The organism is Streptomyces sp. NPDC058373 (genome assembly GCF_042723275.1).
GTDB lineage: Bacteria > Actinomycetota > Actinomycetes > Streptomycetales > Streptomycetaceae > Streptomyces.
This window is the reverse complement of the sequence record NZ_JBHXJE010000016.1, coordinates 31,979-53,824: the sequence shown is the minus strand read 5'-3', so window position 1 is coordinate 53,824 and position 21,846 is coordinate 31,979. Positions and strand designations below refer to the sequence as shown.

Here is a 21,846-nt window from a genome sequence, read left to right as displayed (position 1 = left end):
CGGCGGACTCACTGGGTGACGGGTGCCCCGTCGGCCGGCTCGGCCTCGGTGGTCTCGGTGAACTCCGGGTCGAGCGCGCACTCCGCCGGGATCTCGGCGGCGGAGGTCGCGCACCCCTCCGGGCTGGTCACGACCTCCTGTCCGTCCATCTCGGGAGCGCCCGCTTCGCGCTTGCCCGTCTCGGCGCGCTCCGGCGCGTCCTCGGCCGGAGTGGGCGCCGCCGGGGAGGCGGGAGCGGCGGGCCGGGAGGCGTCCCCGGCCCCGGCCTCCGGCGCGGACGAGCAGGCCGCCGCGGACACCGTGGCGCACAGGACGAGGGCGGCGGAGGCCGCGACGGTACGGATACGCATGACGTTCCCCCAGGCTCAGGGGCTCGGACATCCGAGCCGCTCAGGCGGCCCACCCTGCCACGCCGCGCACGGCACCAGGGCGGGAAGGGCGTGAAGAACGCCGCCCCGCCCGCCCGGCCTACGGCCGCCCCACGGGGGCAGACGGCTTCCCATGACACCGGCAGAGACACCGTCGAGGGAATGGGGGCCAGGTGGCTGAGTGGGCGGGAGCGGTGCTCTCAGGGGAGTGGTCGCTCGGGTGGAGCGTCGCCGTACTGATCCTCGCGGGGGCCGTGACGGTCGTGTGCAGCGTGCGGCTGGCCGGGGTGGGCGACACCCTGGCCGACCGGACCGGCTGGGGCGAGGCGCTCTTCGGGGCCGTCCTCTTCGGCCTGGTCACCTCGCTCTCCGGGATCGTGATGACCACCGTCGCCGCCGTCGACGGCGAACCCCGGCTCGCCTACGGCAACGCGGTCGGCGGCATCGCCGCGCAGACCCTCGCCGTGGTCGCCGCCGACGCCTTCCACCGCCGCGTCAACCTCGAACACGCCGCCGCTTCCCTCCAGAACCTCCTCTTCGGCGTCCTGCTCGCCGGGCTCCTCGGCCTCTCCCTCATGGCCACCTTCAGTCCCGAGGTGACGGTGGCCGGGGTCCACCCCGCCTCGATCGTCCTCGTCCTCTTCTACATCGGCGGCCTGCACCTGGTCCGCCGCACCGACGACCCCCTGTGGCAGGCGTGGGAGGCGGTCCAGACACGCGAGACCGTCGAGGACGTGCCCGATCCCGAACCCGACGGCGCGTACGCGAAGCGCCGCACCGGCGCCCTCTGGGCGGAGTTCGCCGCCATCGCGGGCATCGTGATCGTCGCGGGCTGGGCCGTCACCCAGGCCGCACAGGTCGTCCTCTCCTCCACCGGCCTGCGCGCGGGCCTGGTCGGCGCCGGGATCATGGGCATCATCAACGCCCTCCCGGAAGCCGTCACCTCCATCGCCGCCGTCCGCCGCGGCGCCCTCACCCTCGCCTTCGCCGCCATCATCGGCGGCAACTGCCTCGACGTCCTCAACCTCGCCATCGGCGACCTCGCCTACTCCGGCGGCTCCCTCTTCCACGCCGCCGGCCGCGACGAACTCTTCCTGACCGGCGCGGCCCTGCTCATGACCACGGTGGTCCTGGCCGGCCTCCTGGTCCGCCAGAAGAGCGGCTGGTTCCGGCTGGGCTTCGACGGCTGGCTGCTCGTGGTGGTGTACGCGGGGACGATGGTGACGCTGGCCGTGTGAGGGCGCCCGCCCCGGGCCCGCGCCCGCGCGACGCCGTCCGCTACGCGTTCTCACACACGAGCCCGGCGCCCCGCCGGGTGCGCCCGTTCTACCCGCCCCAGACGGGCTGATCCGCCGTCTCCCCCTGCCCCTGCCGCAGCCGGGCCGCGCGTTCGTCCGGGCACTCCCGGTGGAACTCCACGGTCCGGCCGGCGGCGGAGGCCGAGTCGATGACGTACAGGACGGTGTCCTCGTCGGCGGTGAAGGGGAGGGAGCAGCGGGCACAGAGCATGGCGGGTTCCTGGGGAGAGAGGCCGGTCAGCCCGTAGGGCGGGGCGACCGTGGAGGCGGGTGGGCGGAGGGAGGCAGGTGCGGGCAGGCGGGCGGTGGCTCGGGGTCGCCGAGGTCCGCCTTGGCGGGGAGGAGGCGGTTGAGGAGGACGGCGAACAGGGCCGTACCGCCGGTGGACAGGGCGGCCGCCGCGAGCAGGGCGGCCGGGACGTGGCGCAGGGGACGCCGCTTCACGGGCGGGGCAGGCGCGTACGCCGGTCGGCGAGGAGGCGGGCGGCGACCAGGGGTTCGTACGCGTGGTGCCGGGCGCGTTCCAGGCGGGCGCGCGCCGTCTCCAGCGACGAGGCCGCGACCACCCCGACGCTGCCGCCCCGGTCCACCGTGAAGAGCGCCTCGGCGGGCGCGGGCCGGTGGTACAGGGTGAGCCCCAGCGCGTCGACCGGCAGCGGACCCGCCTCCGGCCGCAGCAGCCGGATCCGGAGCGTGCCCTCGGTCAGGCAGTGGAGGCAGTGGTCGAGCTGGTCGCGCACCGCCTGCCGCTCTCCGGCCGACGCGACCCGGCCGGGGAAGGCCTCCAGCAGAGCGGAGACCGGCGCGTACCAGGTGAGGGACGTACGCCGTCGCTGGCGGCGGTCGGGACCGGCGCACTGGGGTGAGAGGCGCCGGGCCACGTACGCGGCGTACGCCGGGAGGCGCAGGGTCGGCGGCACGGCACCTCGGTACAGGGTCTCGATCGCCGTCGCGGAGCCGTCCAACTCCCTTACGGAGGCCCAGATCAACGGGCGGGCGACGGTTATGGCGCGGGGCGCGCCGGTGGTGGCGGGGGGTGAGGGCGGCACGGGGTTCCTCTGGCTGCGGGTCCGGTCGGCGGGCGCGGGCTCAGCGGTCGGCGCGGGGGCGCCGTACCGGCGGTTCCTCCGCGCCGGTCGCGAGAGCCCGTGTGATCTCCCGAACGAGCGAACGCGCCTCGGGTACCGAAAGCCACAGTCCGGCGTCCCCGCCGACGACCCGCCCCCGCAGGTACACGGTCATCGGCAGGTGCATCCGGTCGTGCCCGTCCGCACACCGGAACCTCCGGATACGCCGCGTCACGGCACGGTCGATCCGCCAGCCGGAGGCGGGGTGGAACGTGGGGGTTTGGGATGACATGGGTCTGCCTCTCGTGACGGAACTCGCGGTATCCGATCACAGCGTGCATCGGCAGGCCCTAGAGTCGCCAGGGCAGAGCTGTCTCCTGGTGGATAGGCGACGAGGGAGGGGACGTGGCCGAACGGACGTCCAAGAAGAACGGTGGCGCGCCCGCGGGCGACGGGCGCTATGTTTTCGGCGAACGGCAGGGTATGGCCCGGCTCGTGGAGGAGTTGGAGCGGCGCCGCAAGGAGGCCAAGTACACGTTCGATCAGCTTGCCGAGATGACCCGCTTCCACAGGGGCTACCTGCACCGAGTCCACAGGGGGCAGTCCATGGGCTCGTACGAGGTCATGGCGGCCCTGGACAAGGTCTACGGGACGACGCACTTGGCGAGGGTCTGGGAGCTTTCGTCGCAAGGCCGATTCGAGCATTACTTTCAGCGCTTCTCGGAGCTTGAGGTGGAGGCCATCTTTCGCATCGACTACAACGCGTCAGTGATCCCAGGGCTGTACCAAGTGGAGGGATATACGCGAGAACTGATGCAGACAGCGGAGTGGAGGAGTGACGAAGAAGTCGATGAGCTGGTGAGCCACCGCATGCGTCGTGCGCGACTCTTCGATCGAGAGCCGCCAGTCCTCTGCCGCGTAATCCTCGATGAAGTCGCTCTGCTCCGGGCGCAAGGAGATCAGCCCTCCTGGGGTGAGCAGTTGGATCACCTCGTCGAGTGCGCTGAGCGTCCTAACGTGACGATGCAGATTCTGCCGCTGAGGAGCAGGTTCAACTTCTTCGTCGGCGGTGGGTTCGCACTGCTCGAACTGCCGGGTGGTGAGGCTGTCGTCAACAAGGAGGGAGCTGGACTGGGCAATTTGATCGAGGAGCCGGAGGAGGTGGCAAAGGAGCGAGTGGCCTACGATTACCTGCGCGATACGGCCTTGAGCCCTGTCGAATCCCTCGAATTGCTGCGAAAGTTGAAGAAGGAGTACAGCGATGGCCTCACTGCGGACGGGCTCGTACGTGTGGCGAAAGTCAAGCCGCTCCGACACCGCGTCAGCCAATTGCCTGGAAGTCTCCGACGGGCACGCGGACGTCGTCCCCGTACGTGACTCCAAGCTCGCGAGCTCCAGCCCCGTCCTCCACATCGCTCGCCCCGCCTGGGCCGCGTTCGTCGGGATGGCCAAGGCCGGGGCGTAGAGGAGGCGGGTCCGCCGCGTGGATCAGAGCTTGTGGCGGACCCAGACGTTCGGTTCGGCATAGACCGCGTAGCCGTGGGCGGCCGAGCAGTGGACGGGGACCAGCGCGCCCGGGACCTCGACGGGGCCCTCGGTGTCGAAGGGGAGGCCGGTCCAGGCGCGCCACTGCTCCAGAGTGCCGCTGACCGTCATCGACACCGGCGCGACCGAGTCGATGACGCCCCCGGCGCGGACGTGGACGCGTAGCCACGGGTCCTCGGGGAGGCCGTCCTCGGCGCGGGTCAGCCGGGCGTACTCCTCCATGGGGAGGGCCGGCTGCCGGTGCTTGGCGCTGGGGCGTACGGGGGCGACGAGTTCGCCGTGGCCGAGGGCGCGGGCGTTGGCGCGCATCGCCTCGACCATGCGGCCCGAGATCCCCTTGCCCAGGTGTCCGCTGGCCACGGTGATCTCGACGGCGCCGACCGTGTCGGGCGTACGGCCGTGCCGCAGGTCCGAGAAGGCCCACAGCAGCTCCTGGTCCCAGCCGCCCGCCGGGAGCTTTCCGCGGCCGGGGGCGTGCAGGGTGAAGGGCACGCTGTAGCCGCGGGCGACCACCGCGCCCTCGGCGTCCGTCGCGGCGAGGACGTACTCGGGGAACTCCACGGCTATCCGCGGGAAGTTGGCCCAGCCGACCAGGTCCTCCAGGACGAACTCGGGCCAGGTGTCGGGCATCTGGTCCAGCGCGTCGGCCAGCTCGGGGCGGGCGGCGAGGGTGGTGATCTCAAGATCCATGCGCGCGAGCCTACGTAGGCCCTCACCTGCCGTTCCACCGGTTTCCGGAGCCGGGGCGGGCGGCCGTCCGTAGCACCGTCGGTGCGGTGGCCGGGGCCCGCGTCCGGTAATTCGCCCGATCGTGGATTCCGGCCTTGGTGGTGGCCGGCCGGGGGCACTCTCTGATCACGGTCGCCGCTGTGTGCGGCGCCGATGAACTCACCCGGGGGGTGGTCGCGTTGGTGCGGGAAGCGGCGGACAAAGGGACTCTGGAGCAGCGGGCCGTGCTGGTCGCGGCGGGGCTGGCGGACGTGGCGGTGAGCGGGGTCGGGGCGCTGTTCGGTGCCGCGCGGGGGCTGCTGGGCCGGTCGGACCTCGCCGAGCTGGCCGGGGAGGCGGAGGCCGACCTGGCGGCCCGGGGAAAGCTGGCGCTGGACCGGCGTACGGGTGCGGCCCCCGCCCATCTCGAAGTGCTCGCCCGGCGCGTGGTGGCGCGACAAGCGGCGGCCGGGGATGACTGAACCGCACGTGGATGAGGCGCTGAAGGCGCGCGTGGACCGGGAGCTGGGACGGTTCGTCGCGGACGAGGCCGACCGGTTCGCCGACCTCGACGCCGAGCTGGAGCCGGTCGCGGCGCAGCTGCGGGCAGCCGTGGCGCACGGCAAGCGGCTGCGCGCCGCCTTCTGCTACTGGGGGTGGCGGGCGGCCGGGCAGCCCGACAGTGACGCGCTGGTGCGGGCGTCCGCCGCGATGGAACTGGTGCACGCGGCGGCCGTCGTCCACGACGACCTGATCGACGACAGCCCGCTCCGGCACGGCCGCCCCACCGCCCACCTCGCCCTGCGCGCCGTCCCGCACGGCCGGCCGCGCCCGAAGGCGGCCGGGCGGTCGCTGGCGATGCTCGTGGGCGACCTGCTGATGTCGATGGCCGGGCAGCTCTTCACCGGCAGCGGCCTGCCCGCCGCCTACCTCTCCCGGGCCCGGCCGCTCTGGGGCGAGCTGGCCCGCGACCTGATCGCGGGCGAGTGCCTGGAGATCCTGCGCACCGGCGCCGCCCCGGACACCACGGACTCCCTCCAGGTCGTCCGGTACAAGACCGCCAAGTACACGGTCGAGCAGCCGCTGCTCATCGGGGCGGCGCTCGCGGGCGGCGGTCCCCGGCTGCGGGAGGCGTTCCGCGCGTACGGGGTGCCGCTCGGCGAGGCGTTCCAGCTCCGGGACGACCTGCTCGGCCTCTTCGGCGACCCGGCCCGCACGGGCAAGGCCAGCCTGGACGACCTGCGGGGCCGCCGACCGACCGTCCTCCTCGCCGAGACCTGGCGGGCGGCGGACGGCGCCGAGCGCGCCGCACTCCGCCGGGCGCTCGCGGCCAGGAACCCGGGCCATGCCGAACTGAACGCCGTACGGGGGCTGATGACCCGGCTGGGGGCGCCCGAGCGCGTCGAGCGGATGATCGCCGCCCGCGTCGAGGAGGCCGCCAGGTCACTCGAAGAGGTGGAGCTTCCGGGCGAGGCGGCCCGGGCACTGACCGGCCTCGCCCATGCCGTGACCGCACGCGGGCACTGACCCGCCACCCCGAGGAGCACCCATGACCTACACCCCGGCCTCCCTGGACGCCCTGCGCCTGGCCGGCGACGAGCTGGCGGACGCGACCGTGGCGACCCTCTTCGAGCGCGGGGAGGTCGGCAAGTTCAACACCCTGATGCGGCACGTCTCCACCGCCGGGTCGCCGCTGCCGGACGGGCTGCCCGAGGTCGCCCGCGAGTACCTGCACCTGACCAGCACCCCGCCCGACTGGGTCGACTGGGGCGAGATGGAGAAGGCCCGGCTCTTCTTCATCGACAACAACGTGCACATCTCCACCGCCCTCTCCTTCGCCTCGATGCCCACCTGCTACGTGGTCCCGCACGTCGCCAAGCTGCTGTCGGCCTCGCACGCGCTCAAGTACCCGTCGAAGCGGATGGCGGAGACCGGGCAGTTCACCGTCTACCTGATGCAGCCCGGCGCCTTCGAGGCCGGCAGCCGCTTCATCCCGGCCGCCCAGAAGGTCCGCCTGCTGCACGCCGCCATCCGCCACCACCTGGCGCGCGAGGGCGAGTGGGAGGCAGAGGGGCTCGGCACGCCGATCTGCCAGGAGGACATGATCGGCGGGCAGATGCTCTTCTCGCTGCTCGTCCTGGACTCGCTGCACCGGCTCAACATCCACATGAGCGTCGACGGCGCCGAGGCGTACTTCTACGCGTGGCGGGTCGTCGGCGCCATGCTCGGCGTCGACCAGGCCCACGCGCCCGCCGACCTCGACTCGGCCCGCCAGTTCCTCGACCTCTACCTGACCCGCCACATGGGCCCGTCCCCGGAAGGCGCCCACCTCACCCGCCAACTCATCGACCTCTACGAGGAAGTCGTCCCCGGCACCTTCTTCGACCCGATCGTCTCCGCCCTCATCCGCCACCTCGTCGGCGACACCTGCGGAGACTGGCTGGAGGTGCCGCGCACCGGCTGGGACACCGTCGTCAAGGCCGTCCCCGCGCTGCTCGGCGCCCTGGAGACCATCGAGGACAGGTCACCCTTCGGCGCCTGGGCCCTCGACCGCCTCGGCCACCTCACCACCGTCTTCGAACTCTCCTCGCTCACCCGGGGCCGGGTCATGCACTACACGATCCCCGAGCACCTGAAGAAGGAGTACGGCGTCGCGACCAGCACGGTCCCGCGTACGCGCCGCTGGACGCCTCCGGCGTCGGCGGACGCGGGCTGACCGGGGCCGGCGCCGGGTCAGTCGTGCGGCGGCACGCGCAGGGCGAGCAGGGCCGTGTCGTCGCTGGCCCAGCCGCCGTGGTAGGTGGCGAGGGTGGCGCCGAGGGCGGCCACGGTCTGCGACGCGTCCGCGCCGTGGGTGGCGGCCAGCGCCTCGGCCAGGGCGTCCTCGTCGAAGAGCGGGCGGGCCGCACCGGGGGGCGTACCGGGGCGGGGGCGGGCCTCGCAGGCGCCGTCCGTGTAGAGGAGGAGCAGGTCGCCGGGGGCCAGGCGGTAGCGGACGTCGGTGAGGCGGACCTGCGGGAGGACGCCGAGCAGGGTGCCGGGCTCGCCGAGCCGACGGACCCGGCCGTCGGCCCGGCGGACCAGGGCGGGCGGGTGTCCGGCCAGCGCGATCCGGCCGGAGAGGCCGCCGGGGGTGACGCGGAACGCCGTGTAGACGGCGGTGATGAAGCGGGGCGCGCGCTGCGCCAGCATCGCCGTGTTCAGGCGGTCCAGGAGCGTGGCGGGGGCGAGGTTGGCCCCGGCGTCGGCACGGATCGTGTAACGCGCCAGGGTGGTGACCTTGGCCGCCTCCACGCCCTTGCCGCAGACGTCACCGAGGACGGCGGCGAAGGAGGAACCCCGGGTGGGGAAGAGGTCGTAGAAGTCCCCGACCACCTGCACCTCGGTCGGGCCGCTCGTCGACGCCGGCAGGTACGAGGCGGCGGTCTCCAGGCCCGGCACCTGGTGCAGGGCCGGCGGCAGCAGCCCCTGCTGGAGCGAACGGGCCAGCTCCGTCGAGACCTCGTGGGCGCGCTGCGCCGACGCCAGGGTCTGGCGCAGCCGGATCTCCGCCGACACCGACCGGGCCAGCGTCTCCAACGTCATCAGGTCGGCGGCCGACCAGGCCCGCGGCTCGTCGTCGATGACGCAGAAACTGCCCAGCACCTCGCCCCCCGGCCCGAGCAAGGGGTAACCGGCCCAGGCGCCTATGCCCATCGGGGCGACGGAAGGATGGTGCCGGGTGCGGGGGTCGGTCGCGGCGTCGTCCACGATGAAGGGGCCGCCACCTAGGCCGACCAGGAAGTAGCAGAAGCTCTCGCTCACCTGGTTCTGCCGGTCGGCCACCGCGGTGGCGTCCACCCCCACGCACGACTTCCAGAACGACCGCGTGTCGTCCACCAACGTCACGAAGGCCCGCCCGGCCCCCGTCACCCGCGCCGCGAGCGAGGCCAGATCCTCGAAGACCTCCTCCGGCCCGGTGTCCAGCAGCCCCGTCTCGACCACCGCGGCGAGCCGCGCCGGGTCGAACAGTGCCGCCGGGAGCCCGTCTGGCCGAGGTCTCGCCGTTCTTACCGTACGCGATGCCACCGGCACTGGTGCTCCTGTCTCGTTCCCCGACTTCCTAGGGAAACACAGGCACGGACGCCGCGGCGCGCCGTCTCTCCGGGGCGGGTGGCCCAGCGTTGCTGGCCGACCGGGCACGGTACGAGGTGGCGCGGCGCGGGTGGAGGGGGCGCGTACGCGCGGAGGCACGGGCCTTCAGCGGAACGGGCCGCCCCGGCGGATCACGTCCGAGGCGAGCGGAGGACGGCGAAGGCCAGCACGGACGCCCCGACGAGCGCCACCGCCCCCAGCGCCACGCTGACCCAGTCCACCGGCCCGCTCAGCCACACCCCGTCGACCACGGCGTAACAGCCGATCAGCACGCTGACGGCCAGGAACGCCAGGAGACGCCCCGGTGCTGTTCCGGCTCCGGCTGCGGGACCGGTTGCGGGGCCGGTGCCGAACGTGGGGCTCTGGCTCATGGGTGACTCCTCCGTGGAACGGCGCCCGCTCCCGGCGGCCGACGAGGCGCGGGGAGCGGGGGAGCGGGGGTGCGGCCCGGGCGGCCGTACGGCCTCCGTCTGCCCCCGACGGGGGAGTTGACGCACCCGTCCGTCCTGGCCGGGCGCCGGCTGCTCGGTCAGACCCCCGCCCCCCCGGTGGCCCGCCCGCCTTCGCAGGCGTCCGGCGCCGGCCCACCGCCCGCCTCAGGGCAGACCCGCCCCCACCCGCTCAAACACCGCCACCAGGACGACCGTTCACATACCGCTGTCGCCCCCGTCCGCTTAGCTTCGGTCAATTACAGTGCGGGACGAGGCGTAAGCGGACGGCAGGGACGGAGGGGTGCTGTGGTCACGGCCGCCGGGGCCGTCTGGGGGCGGACCGAGCAGCAGGACTTCCGGAGCCGGGTGCGCGGGACGCTGCTCGGGGCGGCCCTCGGGGACGCGCTCGGGGCGCCGCTCGCGGGGCTCGACGCCCGGGCCGTACGGGAGCTGTGCGGGGAGTCGGGGCCCGACGGGCCGGGGGAGGCGTACGGGCGGCGCGGGGCCGTCACCGCGGTCACGCAGCTCAGCCTCTTCACCGTCGACGGACTGATCCGCGCCCAGGTGCGCCGCGACACCGGAGCCTGGCACCCGCCGACCGACATCCACCTGGCGTACCGGCGCTGGGCCGCCACCCAGTCCGACTGGGGCCCCGACGAGCGGCGTACGGGGGACGGTTGGCTGGCGCGGCAGGAGTGGCTGTACAGCAGGCGCCGGCCGGAGCGGAGCTGCCTCTCCGGCTTCGGTGACCCGGGGATGGGCACCCTGGAGGCCGTGCGGAACCCGAAGGAGCGCGGGCCGGGGGCGCTGACCCGGTCGGCGCCGTTCGGACTGCTGGTCGGCTGGGAGCCGGGGCTCGTCCTCCAACTGGCCCTCGAATGCGCCGCCCAGAGCCACGGGCACCCGGCGGCGCGGCTGGCGGCCGGGGCGTACGCGCTGCTGGTGCACGGCGCGGCCCGCGGCGAACCGCTGGAGGCGGCCGTCGGCCGGGTGCTCGCCCTCACCGCGGAGCAGCCGGGCCACCAGGCCGTCGGCGAGGCGCTGGGCGCGGCCGTCGAGGGGGTGCGGCGGGGCCCGCCGGACGCCGCCCTGGTCGAGGAACTGGCCGGTGACGGCGGGGCCGATGGCGTCCTGGGCGCCGCCCTCTACGCCGCCCTGGTCTGCGAGGACGTCCCGCACGGGCTGCGGCTGGCGGTGCGGCACGGCGGGCCCTCGCCCGCGGTCGGCGCGGTCTGCGGCGGGCTGCTCGGCGCGCTGCACGGGGAGACGGCGCTGCCGCCCGCCTGGCTCGCGGAGTTGGAGGGCCGGTCGACGGTGCTGGAGCTGGCCGACGACTTCGCGCTGGAGATGACCCACGGCCCCGCCCTGCACGGGCCCGAGGGGGCGTCGCCCGGCTGGCTCGCCCGGTATCCGCGTGCGTGAGGCTCCGCCGGGCGCCGGGGCCGGGTCAGGGGAAAGCCCCCTCGGCCGGGACGGCGATCCAGTCGAGAGGGCTTGTCGGCGCCGCGCGGGACGCGCCGTGCGCGCGTCCGGGCACCGGCCCGCACCTCGCGGCGCGGGAGCGGTCGGGTCACACCAGGTCGAGGTTCCCCCGGCCGACCCCGGCGACGAAGGCGTTCCAGGAGTGCGCGGCGAAGCCGATCGCCGGCCCCTGGGTGACCTTCGAGTCGCGCACGGCGATGGCCGCCACGACGGGGGACTTCACCTCGACGCAGGCGCCGTTTCCGGTGGAGTAGGAGGACTTGGTCCAGTCGGTGGTCGCACCCTGGTGAATAGCCATGATTGCTCCGGTTCAGGCGGTGGATGTGCAGTTCCGCCGGCCGCGAGGGCCGGGGAGTGTCACCGGTCCCGATGACGTTGTTGACGCTACTCGCCAACATCGTCCGGAGCGGAAGCCAGTCACTCGACTGAAGGCAAATTCCCTGGTTCACCTCCGTGCTGGGCGAAGGAACGTGTATCGTCCGTGCGCACACCCGGCGGGTACGCGCATTTGAGCGATACCTCGGAATAAACCCGGGTTTCTGCGGACAGGGTAATTCCGGCCAGCGCGCGCACGCCCTTCGACCGCGGTCCGCGCTTCGTGCGGCCCGTGTCCCCGCCCCGGCTCACGCCGGTACTCCCGTGCTTCTTCCCGGCGCCGCTTCTTCGGCCGCCAGGGCGCCGCCCACCGGCCGGGGGCGACCGTTCCGCGCGCGCCCACGGCCTCGGGCCTGCGGCGACTGCGTGCACGCGCCGACGCCGTCCGGCGGGACGAACCCGCCGGACGGCGTCTGTGCACGGAAATGGGATGTGGGAATCGGGCGCGGAATCCGGAGAGGCGAACGGTGAAAGAAGGAGAGGGCGGCGGTCAGCCGCCGTGCTCTCCGGCGATCTTCGCGATGAATTCGCGCGACTGTTCAGGGTTCAGCGCCTGTGCCCGCAGATGTTCGTACATGACGCTGTACTTCTGGACGTCGTTCGACTTCTCCAGATACAGATCGCTGGTGACGCCTTCGATGTAGACCACGCTGGAATCGGTGGCGTCGGGGAACTCCAGAATGGCGTACTGCCCGTTGAGACCCGGGTGGGCGCCCATCGTGAAGGGAATGACCTGGACGGTCACGTGCGGCAGCTCCGACATCTGCACGAGATGCTCCAACTGTTCCTTCATGAGCTGCGGCGTTCCGACCACCCGGTGCAGCGCCGCCTCGTCCATCACGGTCCACAGCCGCAGCGGGTTCTCCGGCGAGGAGACCCGCTCCTGGCGGCGCATCCGCACCTGGACGCGCTTGTCCGCGTCGGTCTGGCTGATCTCCGGGATGGCGCCCTGGATCAGCGCCTCGGCGTACGGGCGGGTCTGGAGCAGACCCGGCACCACCTGCGGGTCGTAGGCGCGCAGCGAGGCCGCGTCGGTCTCCAGCCCGATGTAGACGCTGTACGGGATGTCGCCGAAGCTGTGCCACCACCCCTGCTGGCGCGAGTCCTTGGCCATCTGCATCAGCGAGTCGACGATGCGGTGGTCCTCGACCTCGTAGACACCGCACAGGTCACGCACGTCGCGCTGGCTGATCGAGCGGCGGCCGTTCTCCAGGCGGCTGATCTTCGACTGCGAGACCAGGAGGCGCTCGGCGACCTGCTCGGCGGTCATGCCCTTGAGTTCGCGGAGCCTGCGCAGCTCCTGGCCCAGACGGCGCCGCCTGACGGTGGGGTTGACACTGGACGCCACGGATACGTGCACCTCCGGCTGCGGGCCCTGCGGGCAGGGCCTGGCGGGTTCTGCTTATCTGCTGTTCAGCAGAGTGCCACCAACGGACGTGCGGGCGCTGGGAAATGGCCGATGCCGTATCCGTACGGTGGCCGAGTGTGTCCGGACCGCGTCCGGCCGCTACCCTCCGCGCGCCTGCGCGCACGGCCACGCGGGGTGGCGGGAGGAGGCGTCGTCCGGACGTCCGTCCCGTCACCCCGCGCGGCCACCTTGCGGCTCCCGGACCGGTTCAGAGGCCGTGACGCGAAGGGGCGTGACGGCGCGGCGGTACGGCGCTGGGGGGGGCTGCTCTTCGGTTGTCGGTCTTCGGTTGTCGGTGCCGGCGGCGGGCGGCGGGCGCGGATGCTCCCGGCCGCGCCGCCGCCGGACCGTCGTGCCGGTGCTGCGGTACAGCGGTGCGTGGTCGCTCTCAGTGGGCCGCGGCGCGGGCCATCGTCGAGCGGTGCGGCTGGCCCGGGGCGTGGTGCCCTGGTCCGGCCGCCGGTTCCGGGGTGCGTGGCCCGTGGGCCGGGCGCACCGCCGGGGCACTGCCCCGCCGCGGCTGGGTCGCCGCGCCGTTCTGGACGTCCATCACGGCGTGCGCCACGAGTCCGCCCATCGGGTCGTGCCTGATGAGGTCCCGGAGGCGGGAGCGCGAGGAGCGCCCTTCGTTCCCCGGGTACAGGTGCTTGCCGAGACCGACCGCGTGGGCCAGTGCGGCGAGCGCCGCGGTCCGCGGGTCCGGCGGGACGCCGGTGCGGATCGCGTTGTCCAGCCGGGCTCTGATCTCCCGGCTGATGGTCGTCTCCGTCGCCTGGTAGCGCGTCGTCGGCAGCACCCCGCACATCTGGCCCGCCACGGCATGCACCATGCCGCACCGCTCCAGATGTGAGAGATAGGTCTGGCGGAGCCCCAGCCGGGGCCCGCCGATCCAGTGCACGGCCCGCACCGGCGCGCCGCGTCTGCGCAGCAGCTCCAGTGCGGAGTCCAGCGTCGGATCTCCGGTCGGCCGTGGTACGACCACGGCGATACGATCCCCGTCCGGGGCTATACGTCCGGCCAGCGCCAGCTCCACTAGCTGTGCTCCGGCCAGACCGAGGTCGAGCGACTGCGGCTGCGCTGTGGTACCCGTGGCCGGGTCCAGAGCGAGCAGCAGAAGCTCCTCCGGAATCGTTCTGCGGCTCCTGCCCATCCATGCCTCCCCGCGTGGATGAGTGACAGGGTGACCCCTCTCACATTGGTCTGTCGAGAGCACGTGGGCGCTATGTACGGGAACCAGTAGGTATGTCGTTCTCGTCTGGCAAGAGGGTCCGTGGGTCACACAGGACACTGGTACATGGTTCGGACACGACGTCGTCCGGCACGACGGACGGCTTATCGAGGAGGCATCGGTGGCGGGCGAGTTCCCCGACAGGTCGGAGCAGAAGAAGGCGGCGGGGGATTCCGGCACCCCGGCCACCGACGCTCCGGCCCCGGCCACGGACGACCGTGACCCCCGGATCGCGGTCGCCCGCGAGACACCGGACCGCACCGATCAGGCCACGGCCGTCTTCAGGACGGACGGCGCGCGCGACGAGGGCGCAAAGGAGGCCGCCGGGGAGGCGGGCGGCTCCGCGAAGGGTGAGGACGCCGAGGGCGAGGCCGACGGTTCCGCCGAGGGGGGCGGCGGGCGGGACGAGGCCGACGCGGTCACGGCTGACGCCGAGGGTTCCGACGCCGACGCCGACGCCGACGCCGACGCCGCCGACGTCGGCCCGGCTGACGCCCAGGCCGGTACGGACGGCCGGCTGCGGGATGCCGTGGCCGCCTGGGTGGCTACGGATGAAAGCGTCGAAACGGGCAAGTCGGGCGGAGATGGGGCGGGCTCCGCTGACGCCGACTCCGTCGACGACGCCACCGAGGGCGAGAAGGGCCCTGGGGGCGCCTCAGGCGCCTCCGGCGAGTCCGCGCGAGGAGCCGGTGGCCCCAAGGTGCCCGGAGCTCGCGAGGCGGGCGACAGTGAGCGTGGCCCCGCCGAGGTGAAGGGGGCGGGCGACGCCGCGGAGGCGGACGACGCCGACGACACCGACGCCGAGGCCGACGAGGACGCCTCCGAGCCGGGCGGCGGTGCCAAGGGCGACTCGGCCGACGAGTCCGCGGCCGAGGGTCAGGAGACCGAGGCGGCGGGGTCCGGGGAGCCGGAGGATGCTGCCGAGTCCGTCGTAAAGAAGGATGGCGGGCGGGCGGCCGTGCCCGGGCAGGGTGGGAAGCCGGACGCCGAGGCGGAGCCGGAGAAGGCCGCCGAGGCCGCCGAGGCCGTGGAGGCCGGCAAGGGCGAGGCGGAGGGGGCCGAGGAGGGCGCCGCCGCTGTCGTGTCCACCGGGGTGAAGCTCCGGAAGGTCCAGAAGGGCAAGGGCAAGGGCGAGGGCGAGGGGGTCGATCAGCCGACCGCCGTGTTCCGGGCGCCGAAGTCCGCCCCCGAGGTCGACCAGCCGACGACGATGCTGAAGGTCGGCGACGGCAAGGCGAAGGAGGCCGAGCCCGAGAAGGGCGCCGGGTCCCCGAGCGAGTCGGAGGCCGAGCGGACCAGCAAGTTCGTGCCGTTGCGCGGGCTGGAGGGTCCGGCGGCGATCAAGCCGAAGGCCAGGCCTGCCGCGCCCCAGCCGGAGGAGGAGGCCGAGGCCGACGCGGAGCCGCGGGCCAAGGCCGTGCCGCCGCCCGCCCCGGCCGCCGACGAGACCGCCGCGCTGCCCGCCGCCGAGCGCACCACCCAGCAGCCGCTGCCGCCGCTGGACCTGCTCGCCGAGCTGACCAACACCCCGCCGCCGCCGGAGACCCCGATGCGCACCGCCGTGCGCCGGGTGAAGATCTGGACGCCGCTGGCGATCCTGCTGCTCATCGTCTTCGCCGTGGTCCAGGCGGTGCGCCCGCTGCCCGCGGGCACGCTGGCGCTGACCGCCGAGGAGACGTACACCTTCAAGGGCGACAAGCCCTCCATGCCGTGGCCGACCGAGGGCCAGGCCATGGTCACCGTCGACGGCATCGGCTCGCTCGGCTCCTACGGCGAGCAGAAGCCGATCCCGATCGGCAGCGTCGCCAAGGTCATGACGGCCTACACGATCCTGCGCGAGCACCCGGTCAAGAAGGGCACCGAGGGTGAGAAGCTCACCATCGACGCCAAGGCGCAGCAGGACTACGAGAACGCCGGGCAGGAGTCGACCGTCAAGGTCACCGAGGGCCAGAAGATCTCCGTCAAGGAGGCCATCGAGGCGATCATGCTGCCGTCGGCCAACAACATCGCCCGCCAGCTGGCCCGTTGGGACAGCGACGGCGACGAGTCGGCCTTCGTCGAGAAGATGAACAAGTACGCCGCCGAGCTGGGCATGGAGAACACCACCTACACCGACCCCAGCGGCCTCAAGGAGACCACCGTCTCCTCCGCCGCCGACCAGGTGAAGCTGGGCAAGGCGGTCATGGAGTTCGAGGCGTTCAGCTCCGTCGTGCGGCTGCCGTCCTACGAGTCGACCACCTCGGGCCGGCCCGAGAAGAACTACAACTTCCTCGTTCCGATGTACGGCGTCGTCGGCATCAAGACCGGCTCCACCACCAAGGCCGGCGGCAATCTCCTCTTCGCCGCCGAGAAGGTGGTCGACGGCGAGAAGCAGCTCATCATCGGCGCCGTCTTCGGGCAGCACGCGACGCCCATCCTGGACACCGCCACCGCCCGCTCCAAGGATCTGATCCTGCGCACCCAGGAGCTGCTGACGTCCGAGCCGGTGGTCAAGAAGGGCGACGTCGTCGGCCACGTCGACGACGGGCTCGGCTCCACCACGCCGGTCGTCGCCACCAAGGACGTGCCGGCCGTCGGCTGGCCGGGCCTGACCGTCAAGCTCGCCCTCGACGACGGCGGCAAGGCCCTGCCGCACGAGGCCAAGGCCGGAACCGAGGTCGGCGTGCTCAGCGTCGGCGACGGCACCGGGGACGCCGTCGAGGTGCCCATCGCCCTCCAGAGCGACCTGGCCGAGCCGTCCTTCGGCGCCAGGCTGCAGCGCATCGGCTGACGCCGCACCACCCCGCTCCGGCGGCGTGCCCCCACCCGGGGGTGCGCCGCCGGAGCCGTGTTAGCGTCCCGGGCATCGGGACCAAAACGGACGCGGCGGCGCTGCACGGCGCCCGCGCCGGACCGGCCGGGGACGAACGGGGAGAGCCGCAGTGACCACCGCCGAGACCGGACGCGCCGAGCACGGCGAGGCCGCGCCGCCCGCGGGGATACCCGGCGCCGGGGCGCCCCAGCCGGAGCCCGCCGCCCCCTCCCGGGCGCGCCGCCTGCTGCTCCACCCGGTGACGCTCACCACGGCCCTCGCCGCCACCCTCCACGTCCTCTGGTTCTTCACCTTCGCGAACAGCGGCGGCGACCTCGCGGCGCAGGACGCCTGGGCGGAGTTCGTCGGCCGCAACCCCGACTCGGCGTACAACCTCGCCTGGTACGGCGGGATGCACCCCGTCTCGTACAGCGTCGTCTCCCCGTACCTCATGCACGTCCTGGGCGTGCGCACCACGATGATGCTGGTCGGCACCGTCTCGGCGGCGCTGCTCGCGCTGCTGCTGATCCGCAGCGGCGCCGTCCCGCGGCCCGGCTCCGGACCGGGGTCGCTGCGGCGCGCCCTGCTTCCCGCGTTCGCGGGTGTGTACGGCCTCGTCTGCAACGCCGTCTCCGGCCGGGTCACCTTCGGCCTCGGCATGATGTTCGGCCTCGCCGCCGTCGCCGCGTTCTTCTGCTGGCCGCACCGCTGGCGCCGGCGCCGCTGGGCCAAGGGCGCCGTCGCGGCCGTCCTCGCCGGACTCGCCACCGCCGGGTCACCCGTCGCCGGGCTCTTCGTCGGCTTCGTCGCCGTCGCCCTCTTCGTCAGCCGCCGACGCCCCGCCGCCTACGCGCTGGGGCTCGCCCCGGCCGCCGTCGTCGCCGTCTCGACCTGGCTGTTCCCCTTCTCCGGCACCCAGCCGATGTCGCTGGGCTCGGCCGCGCTCCCCTTCGCCTTCGGCGTGCTGGTCTGCGTCCTGGTCCCCCGGCACTGGGTGACCGTGCGGATCACCAGCGGCGTCTACGCCCTGGCGGTGCTGGTGGTGTGGGCGGTCCACTCGCAGATCGGCTCCAACGTCACCAGGTTGCCGATGCTCTTCGCGGGCGCCGTGCTGATGGCGGCGATGCCCTTCACCGTCCGGGCCAGCCGCAAGTGGTACGCCCTCGTCGGCTCCCTCGTGCTGTTCGCCGGGTGGATCGGCGTCAAGTCGGTGGACGACGTCGTCAACACCACGCCCATCGCCTCCTGGAACCGCGAACTGGCCCCCCTCGTCAGCCACCTCGACCAGGCCGGGGCCGACCAGGGCCGCGTCGAGGTCGTCCCCTCCCGCAGCCACCGCGAGGCCTCCGCCCTCGCCCCGTACGTCAACCTGGCCCGCGGCTGGAACCGCCAGGCCGACGTCGGCCGCAACCCCCTCTTCTACGACGGCTCCCTCAACGCCGCCACCTACCGCGCCTGGCTCGACCGCTGGGCCGTCCACTACGTCGTCCTGCCCGGCGGAGACCTCGACGGCGACGGCGGCGAACGCGAACGCGCCCTCATCGAACGCGGCCAGCCCTACCTCGACCTCATCTGGAGCGACGCCAACTGGCAGCTCTACGCCGTCGAGGACCCCACCCCGCTGGCCGACCCCCCGGCCCTGGTCCGCCGCGCCGAACAGGGCGCCATGACCCTGGACGTGCTGCGCCCCGGCCGCGTCCTGGTCCGTCTCCCGTACTCCCCGTGGCTCAGCGTGGTCGACGCCGACGGCAACTCCCTGCCCGCGCCCGAGGAGACCGCCCGCTCCCGCGCCCGCACCGAGGCCGACCCCGACCTCCCCAAGCAGTACACCAACCGCCACGGCTGCCTCGCCCCCACCGACCCCGACACCCTCGGCACCACCTGGACCGAACTGGTCGCCCCGAAGGCGGGCACGTACCGCATCGCGGCGCCGTACGACTTCCCCCGCGGGACGGCTTGCCCGGAGGAGATCCGCTAGGGCGGGCGGGACGGGGCAGGGCCAGGGGGCGGTGGCGGTCAGCCTCACAGCAGGGTGAGCACGCGGGGGCCCGATTCGGTCACCGCGATGGTGTGCTCGATGTGGGCCGCGCGGCTGCCGTCCGCGGTGTACATGGTCCAGCCGTCCTCGCCGGTCCAGCAGGCGTCCGAGCCGCCCGCGAGGAACATCGGCTCGATGGCCAGGGCCAGGCCGGGGCGGAGCGGGAAGCCGCGGCGGGGGCGGCCCCGGTTGGGAATGTGCGGGTCCTCGTGCATGCGGCGGCCGATGCCGTGGCCGCCGAAGTCGGCGGGGACGCCGTAGCCCCCGCGCCGGGCGGCCGTGCCCACCGCGTGCGAGATGTCGCCGATCCGGTGGCCGACGGTGGCGGCGGCTATGCCCGCCTCCAGGGCGGCGCGGGTGTCGGCGACCAGGCGTGTGTCCGCGGGGCGCGGCGTCCCCACGGAGAAGGTGGTGGCTGCGTCGCCGGTCCAGCCGTCGAGCTGGGCGCCGCAGTCGACGCTGAGCAGGTCGCCGTCCCGGAGCCGGTAGTCGGTCGGGATGCCGTGCTGCACCGCGTCGTTGACGGAGGCGCAGATCACCGCGGGGAAGGGGATGGGCGCGAAGCCCGGCTGGTAGCCGAGGAAGGGGGAGGTGGCGCGGGCGGCGGCCAGTACGGCGCGAGCCGCCTCGTCCAGTTCGCGCAGCGAGACGCCGGGGACGGCCGCCTCCTCGACGGCGGCCAGCGCCTGGGCGACGACCCGGCCCGCCTCCCGCATCGCGTCCAGCTCGCCGTCGGTCTTGATCTCCACCATGCCGCCTGCCTCGCTCCTGGGCCCGGGCATGCAGGCGCGCCGGAGGACGGCATGCCGCCACCCCGGCGCATCCAATTTCTATACCGGTATTAGTATCACGGTCATGGTGCGTACAGCTCTGACCCCCTGGGAACGGTCCCGCGGCGAACACTTCGGCGCCCTCATCCGCCGCGCGCGCGGCGACCGCAGCATGGTGGAGGTCGCGGCCGCCGCCGGCGTCTCGGCCGAGACCCTCCGCAAGATCGAGACGGGCCGCGCCCCCACCCCCGCCTTCTTCACCGTCGCCGCCCTCGCCGCCACGCTCGGACTGTCGCTGGACGAGCTGGCGGAAGCGGCCGCCCTGGCGGCGGGGGCGGAGTCGGACACGGAGGCGCAGTCGGCCTGAGCCAGCGGACGAGGGACCGCGCTCCCGTCGAACGGGGAACGCCACTCGCGCACCGGGACGTCCGGCCCGGCGTACCGACGTCACTGCGGCCCGGTGCCGTACGGCGGTGGGGCCGGGTGGCCGAAGGCCTCGGCGGCGAGGCGGTTGCGGTGGCGGGAGCGCTTGACCCCGAGGGCGATGCCGACGCCGGCCAGGGCCAGTCCCGCCGCCCCGGGGATGCCGGACCGCAGCAGCAACTCCTCGGCGAGCACGCCCAGTCCGGCGCCGTCGCCCGGCGCGAAGGTGAGGGCTCCGGCCTGGTCGACGCAGCGAAGCGTGTACGTGCCCGGGGTGTCGGCCTCGATCCTGAGGAGGCGTACCCAGGTGGTCTGGTTGAGCTTGACGGTGTACGAGCTCCCGTAGCGGCTGACCGTTGCCTCGCCCGGCCCGTCCATCGTGCAGTCGACCTGGCCCGACACCGGCGCCTGCGCGAACACCGCGGGCTCACCGCCGGACTCCACCTCCACCCGGGCGCTGCCGCCGCTGCGGAACGCCTGGTCGCGGTCGACCGCGTCGACCGCCGAGACCACCGTCAGCACGAACCCGGCGAGGGCTGCGAGCAGCAGCAGCCCCGCGGCCACCCACACCCCGACGAGCACCCCCCGTCCGGGGCGTATACGGGACGGATCGACATGAGGGTGGCCGCCTGCGGGGCCCAAGTGCTTGCTCATACGGCGATGCTGGCAGGCTCCGCGTGGCGGGGCCAGAGGCGTCGGCCAGGGCCGAATGCCCCCGGCCGCCGCCCCTACTTCTGCGGCGGCTGCCCGTACGGACCGGGCTGCTGCGGCGCCTGCTGCGGCCACTGGCCCTGCTGCGGCTGGCCCTGCTGGGGGTAGCCGTACGGGCCCGGCTGCTGGGGCGCGGGCTGCTGGGGGTAGCCGTAGGGAGCGGGCTGCTGCGGAGGCTGGCCGTAGGGGGCGGCGGGCGGCTGGCCCTGCTGCGGGTAGCCGTACGGCGCGGGCTGCGGCGCCTGGGCGTACGGGGCGGGCTGCTGCACCGGCGGCGCACCCCAGCCGCTCTGCGAGCCCGAGCCCGGGGGCAGGTACCGGGCGCGGCCCTCCTGGTCGGTGACCCGCTGGAAGCCGAGCCTCTCCAGATACGCCGCGAACTTCACGTTCCGCTTGCGCTGCACCATGACGCTGACACCGAGCACCACCATCGCCAGCACCCAGAAGATCATCACCCCGGGCATCGGCACGTCCCGCAACGCCAGGACGCCGGAGGCGATCGTCACCCCCAGCCCCGCCATGACGAGCCGGTTGGTCTCCGTCATCCTGCCGGTCAGGTCGAAGTTGATCCGGGCCTTGAGCAGTTCGAACATGTCCGACGGGTAAGGCGGCAGCGGGCCGTCGTGGCCCGCCTGCGGGTACTGCTGCCAGTTGGCCGCCGCGCGCTGCCGCGCCGCGGGGCTCGGGTCGGGCGCGAGGTGCATGTGGAGCGCGCTGTTCCGCCCGCCGCCCTGCCGCACGTCGACGTACTCGTAGCCGAACTGCTGCGCGATGCAGGCCAGTCCGGCCAGCTTCTTCACCGACGCCATCGGACTCGTCAACACGACCGGCTGCCCGTGCCCCATCAGCTCGAACAGCTCGCGGACCTGCTTCTTGCTCACCCACACCACCCCGTTCCGGTCCCGGTACTTCGGCCGAAGGCCGCCCGCGACTGTACCGCCCCCGGCTGCGGGCCGTCCCGGCCCACCGGTACGGGAAGCCCGCGGCCGCTCCCCCCCGGCAGCCCGGGACGCGTATCATCCGCCCGAGTGAAGCCGCGCCCGCCGAGGCGGACGACGGCGCAGACGGG

23 protein-coding genes are annotated in these 21,846 nt (G+C 73.7%); 10 read left to right on the top strand and 13 right to left on the bottom strand.

Annotation, left to right across the window (positions count from 1 at the left end; all coding sequences use genetic code 11):
• Positions 1-8: 8 nt before the first annotated feature.
• On the bottom strand, positions 9-350 hold the full coding sequence (locus ACFWMZ_RS12585; protein ID WP_383201280.1) for a hypothetical protein: 342 nt from the start codon (positions 348-350) through the stop codon (positions 9-11).
• Positions 351-562: 212 nt separating this feature from the next.
• On the opposite strand from ACFWMZ_RS12585, the gene ACFWMZ_RS12580 reads away from it, so the two are divergent.
• Positions 563-1,606 carry a sodium:calcium antiporter gene (locus ACFWMZ_RS12580; RefSeq protein ID WP_383174500.1) on the top strand — a complete coding sequence of 348 codons (1,044 nt, stop codon included), beginning with the start codon at positions 563-565 and terminating at the stop codon, positions 1,604-1,606.
• A gap of 88 nt (positions 1,607-1,694) precedes the next feature.
• On the opposite strand, the gene ACFWMZ_RS12575 is transcribed toward ACFWMZ_RS12580, so the two are convergent.
• The 3 genes from ACFWMZ_RS12575 to ACFWMZ_RS12565 are packed head-to-tail and all read right to left on the bottom strand — an operon-like array spanning position 1,695 to position 2,715.
• Complete coding sequence (locus ACFWMZ_RS12575; RefSeq protein WP_383174435.1) at positions 1,695-1,877, bottom strand: hypothetical protein; 183 nt, start codon at positions 1,875-1,877, stop codon at positions 1,695-1,697.
• 26 nt (positions 1,878-1,903) lie between these two features.
• Positions 1,904-2,110, bottom strand: a complete 207-nt coding sequence (locus tag ACFWMZ_RS12570) for a hypothetical protein (RefSeq protein ID WP_383201277.1) — start codon at positions 2,108-2,110, stop codon at positions 1,904-1,906.
• Complete coding sequence (locus ACFWMZ_RS12565) at positions 2,107-2,715, bottom strand: Scr1 family TA system antitoxin-like transcriptional regulator (RefSeq protein WP_383201275.1); 609 nt, start codon at positions 2,713-2,715, stop codon at positions 2,107-2,109. The genes ACFWMZ_RS12570 and ACFWMZ_RS12565 overlap by 4 nt, the downstream gene beginning before the upstream one ends.
• A 423-nt stretch (positions 2,716-3,138) precedes the next feature.
• On the opposite strand from ACFWMZ_RS12565, the gene ACFWMZ_RS12560 reads away from it, so the two are divergent.
• Positions 3,139-4,110 carry a helix-turn-helix domain-containing protein gene (locus ACFWMZ_RS12560; protein ID WP_383201273.1) on the top strand — a complete coding sequence of 324 codons (972 nt, stop codon included), beginning with the start codon at positions 3,139-3,141 and terminating at the stop codon, positions 4,108-4,110.
• Complete coding sequence (locus tag ACFWMZ_RS12555) at positions 4,067-4,198, top strand: DUF397 domain-containing protein (RefSeq protein WP_383174503.1); 132 nt, start codon at positions 4,067-4,069, stop codon at positions 4,196-4,198. The genes ACFWMZ_RS12560 and ACFWMZ_RS12555 overlap by 44 nt, the downstream gene beginning before the upstream one ends.
• Positions 4,199-4,221: 23 nt before the next feature.
• Here ACFWMZ_RS12555 and ACFWMZ_RS12550 read toward each other — a convergent pair whose 3' ends face one another.
• Positions 4,222-4,968, bottom strand: coding sequence for an N-acetyltransferase (locus tag ACFWMZ_RS12550; protein WP_383174446.1), 747 nt, complete (start codon positions 4,966-4,968; stop codon positions 4,222-4,224).
• 218 nt (positions 4,969-5,186) lie between these two features.
• Here ACFWMZ_RS12550 and ACFWMZ_RS12545 point away from each other — a divergent pair, with 218 nt between their 5' ends.
• From ACFWMZ_RS12545 to ACFWMZ_RS12535, 3 genes are read left to right on the top strand one after another with little or no spacing between them, the layout of a single operon-like run.
• Complete coding sequence (locus tag ACFWMZ_RS12545; RefSeq protein WP_383174506.1) at positions 5,187-5,468, top strand: polyprenyl synthetase; 282 nt, start codon at positions 5,187-5,189, stop codon at positions 5,466-5,468.
• The gene (locus tag ACFWMZ_RS12540; protein WP_383201270.1) at positions 5,461-6,513 is read left to right on the top strand and encodes a polyprenyl synthetase family protein; all 1,053 of its coding nucleotides are present in this window, start codon (positions 5,461-5,463) and stop codon (positions 6,511-6,513) included. The genes ACFWMZ_RS12545 and ACFWMZ_RS12540 overlap by 8 nt, the downstream gene beginning before the upstream one ends.
• Positions 6,514-6,535: 22 nt before the next feature.
• Complete coding sequence (locus ACFWMZ_RS12535) at positions 6,536-7,702, top strand: oxygenase MpaB family protein (RefSeq protein ID WP_383201267.1); 1,167 nt, start codon at positions 6,536-6,538, stop codon at positions 7,700-7,702.
• A gap of 17 nt (positions 7,703-7,719) precedes the next feature.
• On the opposite strand, the gene ACFWMZ_RS12530 is transcribed toward ACFWMZ_RS12535, so the two are convergent.
• Positions 7,720-9,054 carry a PP2C family protein-serine/threonine phosphatase gene (locus ACFWMZ_RS12530; protein WP_383174455.1) on the bottom strand — a complete coding sequence of 445 codons (1,335 nt, stop codon included), beginning with the start codon at positions 9,052-9,054 and terminating at the stop codon, positions 7,720-7,722.
• A gap of 197 nt (positions 9,055-9,251) precedes the next feature.
• Positions 9,252-9,491, bottom strand: a complete 240-nt coding sequence (locus tag ACFWMZ_RS12525) for a hypothetical protein (RefSeq protein ID WP_383201264.1) — start codon at positions 9,489-9,491, stop codon at positions 9,252-9,254.
• Between the two features lie 366 nt (positions 9,492-9,857).
• Here ACFWMZ_RS12525 and ACFWMZ_RS12520 point away from each other — a divergent pair, with 366 nt between their 5' ends.
• The gene (locus ACFWMZ_RS12520) at positions 9,858-10,973 is read left to right on the top strand and encodes an ADP-ribosylglycohydrolase family protein (RefSeq protein WP_383201263.1); all 1,116 of its coding nucleotides are present in this window, start codon (positions 9,858-9,860) and stop codon (positions 10,971-10,973) included.
• A gap of 148 nt (positions 10,974-11,121) precedes the next feature.
• On the opposite strand, the gene ACFWMZ_RS12515 is transcribed toward ACFWMZ_RS12520, so the two are convergent.
• From ACFWMZ_RS12515 to ACFWMZ_RS12505, 3 genes are all read right to left on the bottom strand, one after another.
• The gene (locus tag ACFWMZ_RS12515) at positions 11,122-11,331 is read right to left on the bottom strand and encodes a DUF397 domain-containing protein (RefSeq protein ID WP_383174464.1); all 210 of its coding nucleotides are present in this window, start codon (positions 11,329-11,331) and stop codon (positions 11,122-11,124) included.
• 567 nt (positions 11,332-11,898) lie between these two features.
• A complete protein-coding gene (locus ACFWMZ_RS12510; protein WP_383174467.1) occupies positions 11,899-12,756 on the bottom strand; it encodes a helix-turn-helix domain-containing protein in 858 nt (285 codons plus the stop codon).
• Positions 12,757-13,204: 448 nt separating this feature from the next.
• Entirely contained in the window at positions 13,205-13,966 is a 762-nt protein-coding gene (locus ACFWMZ_RS12505) for a GPP34 family phosphoprotein (RefSeq protein WP_383201260.1), read from the bottom strand.
• A 199-nt stretch (positions 13,967-14,165) separates the two neighbouring features.
• On the opposite strand from ACFWMZ_RS12505, the gene ACFWMZ_RS12500 reads away from it, so the two are divergent.
• Together ACFWMZ_RS12500 and ACFWMZ_RS12495 are read left to right on the top strand one after the other, a co-directional pair.
• Complete coding sequence (locus ACFWMZ_RS12500; protein ID WP_383201257.1) at positions 14,166-16,814, top strand: serine hydrolase; 2,649 nt, start codon at positions 14,166-14,168, stop codon at positions 16,812-16,814.
• Positions 16,815-16,965: 151 nt separating this feature from the next.
• A complete protein-coding gene (locus tag ACFWMZ_RS12495; RefSeq protein WP_383201254.1) occupies positions 16,966-18,813 on the top strand; it encodes an MFS transporter in 1,848 nt (615 codons plus the stop codon).
• 44 nt (positions 18,814-18,857) lie between these two features.
• Here the strand turns inward: ACFWMZ_RS12495 and map are convergent, their stop codons facing one another.
• A complete protein-coding gene (map, locus tag ACFWMZ_RS12490; RefSeq protein WP_383174478.1) occupies positions 18,858-19,625 on the bottom strand; it encodes a type I methionyl aminopeptidase in 768 nt (255 codons plus the stop codon).
• Positions 19,626-19,728: 103 nt separating this feature from the next.
• On the opposite strand from map, the gene ACFWMZ_RS12485 reads away from it, so the two are divergent.
• Positions 19,729-20,010 (top strand): helix-turn-helix domain-containing protein, encoded by a 282-nt coding sequence (locus ACFWMZ_RS12485; RefSeq protein ID WP_383174481.1) that lies wholly within the window; start codon positions 19,729-19,731, stop codon positions 20,008-20,010.
• 80 nt (positions 20,011-20,090) lie between these two features.
• On the opposite strand, the gene ACFWMZ_RS12480 is transcribed toward ACFWMZ_RS12485, so the two are convergent.
• Both ACFWMZ_RS12480 and ACFWMZ_RS12475 read right to left on the bottom strand, forming a co-directional pair.
• Positions 20,091-20,720, bottom strand: a complete 630-nt coding sequence (locus ACFWMZ_RS12480) for a hypothetical protein (RefSeq protein ID WP_383174483.1) — start codon at positions 20,718-20,720, stop codon at positions 20,091-20,093.
• A 74-nt stretch (positions 20,721-20,794) separates the two neighbouring features.
• Positions 20,795-21,664 (bottom strand): hypothetical protein, encoded by an 870-nt coding sequence (locus tag ACFWMZ_RS12475; RefSeq protein WP_383174509.1) that lies wholly within the window; start codon positions 21,662-21,664, stop codon positions 20,795-20,797.
• Between the last annotated feature and the right edge of the window lie 182 nt (positions 21,665-21,846).